Source organism: Mesorhizobium sp. M4A.F.Ca.ET.050.02.1.1 (assembly GCF_003997725.1).
Classification (GTDB): domain Bacteria; phylum Pseudomonadota; class Alphaproteobacteria; order Rhizobiales; family Rhizobiaceae; genus Mesorhizobium.
Genome location: NZ_RZSG01000632.1, coordinates 1 through 3,561 on the forward strand (window position 1 = coordinate 1; position 3,561 = coordinate 3,561).

At 64.3% G+C, this 3,561-nt stretch carries 2 protein-coding genes; both read right to left on the reverse strand.

Translation table 11 applies throughout. From position 1 onward, the window contains the following. Positions 1 to 20: 20 nt before the first annotated feature. The gene (locus EOA33_RS28330; RefSeq protein ID WP_126054083.1) at positions 21 to 866 is read right to left on the reverse strand and encodes a DUF1194 domain-containing protein; all 846 of its coding nucleotides are present in this window, start codon (positions 864 to 866) and stop codon (positions 21 to 23) included. 83 nt (positions 867 to 949) lie between these two features. Continuing rightward, a complete protein-coding gene (locus EOA33_RS28335; protein ID WP_126054082.1) occupies positions 950 to 3,511 on the reverse strand; it encodes an FAD-dependent oxidoreductase in 2,562 nt (853 codons plus the stop codon). Positions 3,512 to 3,561: the final 50 nt, after the last annotated feature.

The window sequence follows — 3,561 nt, forward strand, 5'->3', positions numbered from 1 at the left end:
GGCAAGCCGGGGCGTGACAACTAGCGGCTGTCGAACATCCAGCTGCGATCGCGCCACATTTTCTCGCCGACCTGACAATCCACGATCGGCTTGTCCTGGGCGAGGACCATGGGCGGATGGGCCGCCTCGTCGGCCGCCCATTGTGGCGAATCGGGGCCGGCAAGTTCCAGCACCAGCTTGCGGCGGATCGCTTCCGGGAACTGCGTCCAGTCATTGACCGGTATCATGAAGGCGCCGGGACCACCGATGACGCAGTCGCTGTAGTAGCGGTCGAGATCGTTGACGTCGTAGGCGCCGGTGAAGCCGCCGCGTGTCATCAACGGCAGCCCGTTGATGGTGATGCCCTGGCTCACAACGATGTCCCGCGCCAGGTTGACGGGCGCCCCCTGGTTGTTGGGTCCGTCGCCTGAGATGTCGATGACGCGCTTGACGCCCTGAAAGCCGCTTTCGGCGAAGAGATCGCTGCCGAATTCCAGCGCGCCGGAAATCGAGGTGCGCCTTGCGCTGTCCGGCGGGTGGGCGTTGAGCTGCTCGACCACGCGCTCGGCATCGGCGCGATTGGCGATCGCCGTCCACGGCACGATGACACGCTGCCAGTTGCTGCCCGCCCATTCGACATAGGTGACGGCGATTTTGCCATAGGCGCCTTCGGCAATGGCTTTGAGCACGAGATCATGCGTCAAGGCCGCCGCATAGCCATGGCGCTGGATCTCGAGCTCTTCGGGCGACATGGAAAGCGAGACGTCGACGGCCAGAACCAGTTCGATATCGACGGGCTCGGCGGAAGATGCCGGCGCGGTGCCAAGCGCCAACGCCAGCGCGGCGCAGCCCGGAAGGAGATGTCTTGCACTGGCAAAAGCAGACATGCCGCAACGGTAAGCGAGAATCACGGCTGGACAAAGCGAAAAGCCCGGCACGGGGCCGGGCTTCTCATGCAGTTTGAAGAAACTCAGCTGCGCGGCTTCAGGTTCTCGGGATCGTAGAGCGGCTTGTAGCCGACGCCGGCGACCTCGACCGGATAGGTCTCGCCGAAATATTCGACGTTGAGCCTGCGCCCTTCCTGGGCATAGGCCCAGGGCAGATAGGCGAGCGCGATGTTCTTGCCGATGGTCGGGCCATAGGCGACCGAAGTGGTGAAGGAGCGGCGGCCGAGCTTGTCGACCAGCGTCTCGCCGGTTGCCGGATCCAGCACCGGCATGGTGCCGACCGGATAGCGCGCGACGCCGTTCTGATCGATGTTGTCGGTCATCACCAGCGTGCACAGCATGGCCAGCTGATGTTCGCGCGCGCGGTATTCCAGGTGCTTGGCCTTGCCGCAGAAGTCGTTCTCCTTGACCTTCGGACGGGCAAGGTCGGCTTCGAGCAAATTGTACTCGGTCAACAGGTCGGCATTCTGCAGCCGCAGGCTCTTTTCCATGCGGCGCGTGTTGGCATAGGTCTCGACGCCGAACGGCATGACGCCGGTCGAGCGCAGCGCGTCCCAGACGGCCAGGCCGTCCTCGTAGCGCATGTGCAGCTCCCAGCCCTGCTCGCCGACATAGGAGATGCGGAAAGCCGTCACATCCTTGCCGCCGATCCGGATCGGCTTGATCGCGGCGAACGGGAAGTTCTCCGGGGTCAGGCCCTCGGGGTTCTCGACAACCTTCTGTAGGGTCGCCCGCGCGTTCGGTCCCCAGATGCCGATGGTGACGTACTTCTCGGTCACGTCGGTGACGGTGACATCAAAACCTTTGTCCTGCGCAGTACGCTGCATGTAACGGAAGTCGCGCGGGCCGGCGTCGGCGCCGTCGATCACCCGGCAGCGATCGGCCATGCGGATAACGGTGAAGTCGGCGCGCACCATGCCTTCCTCGTCGAGGAAGTGGGTGTAGATGCCCTTGCCGATGTTGTTGTCGCCGCCGATCTTGGCCGCGCACAGCCATTCCAGCAGCGCGACATGGTCGGGGCCTTCGACGTCATACATCGAGAAATGCGAGAGATTGACGATGCCGCAGTCTTCGCTCATGGCGAGGTGCTCGGCATTGGAGACGCGCCAGAAATGGCGGTTGTCCCATTCGTCCTCGCGCACCGGCACTCGGTTGCCGTATTTCTCCAGCAGGTGCTCGTTGGCGGCATAGCCGTGGGCGCGCTCCCAGCCGCCCAGCTCCATGAAGTAGCCGCCGAGCTCCTTCTCGCGCTCCCAGAACGGCGAGCGCCTGATGTCGCGACCCTTGGAGAATGGCTCGCGCGGGTGCACCGCCGGATTGTAGACCTTCATCGCCGTCTCGGTGCAGCGATCCCAGATGAACTGCTCCTGCGTCTGGTGCGGGTAGAAGCGCGCATAATCGATGGCGTGATGGTCGATCGAGGTGCGGCCGTCGGTCATCCAGTCGGCGATGAGCTTGCCCATGCCGGGGCCGTCCTTAACCCAGATGGCGACGGCGTACCACAGGCCCCTCACCTTCTGGCTTTCGCCCATCGACGGGCCGCCATCGGTCGTCACCTGCAGCAGGCCGTTGAAGGAGTGGCTCTCATTGTAGCCAAGCTCGCCGAGGATCGGCGTCAGCTCCATGGCGCGCTCGAGCGGCGCAAGGATCTGCTCCATGTCGAGGTCGCGCTGCGAGGGCGACAGCCGCGCCTGGTCCTTTTCCAGGAGGTCGCGCGGATGGCAGAGGCGCGGATTGGTCTCCTCGTAGTAGCCCCATTCGATCTGTCCGCCCTCGGCGGTCTTGGGGTCGCCGGTGTCGCGCATGTAGGCAGAGTTGCCCTGGTCGCGCAGCAGCGGCCAGCCGATTTCCTTGCCGGTGCCGGCGAACTCGTTGTACGGGCCGAAGAAGGTCAGCGGATGGTCGATCGGCATGACGGGCAGGTCCTCGCCGACCAGCGCCGCGGTCAAACGGCCCCAGATGCCGGTGCAGACGACCACATAGTCGGCCATGATCGTACCGCGCTCGGTCACCACGCCCTTGATGCGGCCGTTCTCGACGATCAGCGACTTGGCCGAGGTGTTGGCGAAAGACTGAAGCTTGCCTGAGGCGACGCCCTGGTCGACGAGCTTGCCGGCGACCGTCTGCGAGCGCGGGATGACGAGGCCGGCATCCGGATCCCACAAGCCGCCCTGCACCATACTCTCTTCGATCAGCGGGAACTTTTCCTTGATCTCGGCTGGCTCGATCAGGCGCGCCCGGGTGCCGAAGGATTTGGCCGAAGCGATCTTGCGCTTGATCTCCGCCATGCGGCTGTCGTCGCCGACGCGGGCGACTTCGAGGCCGCCTATGCGGGCGTAGTGGCCCATCTTCTCGTAGAAATCGATCGAATAGAGCGTCGTCCAGCACGACAGGAAGTCGTGACTGGTGGTGTAGCAGAAGTCGGACGCGTGCGCCGTCGAGCCGATATCGGTCGGGATGCCGGATTTGTCGATGCCGACAATATCGTCCCATCCGCGCTCGATCAGGTGATGGGCGACCGAAGCGCCCACGATCCCGCCCAGCCCGACGATGACGACCTTCGCCTTTTCCGGAAACCCTGCCATTGCCCGTGACTCCAAAGTGGTAAAGCGGGCGCGTCGGCGCCCGTTCGAAT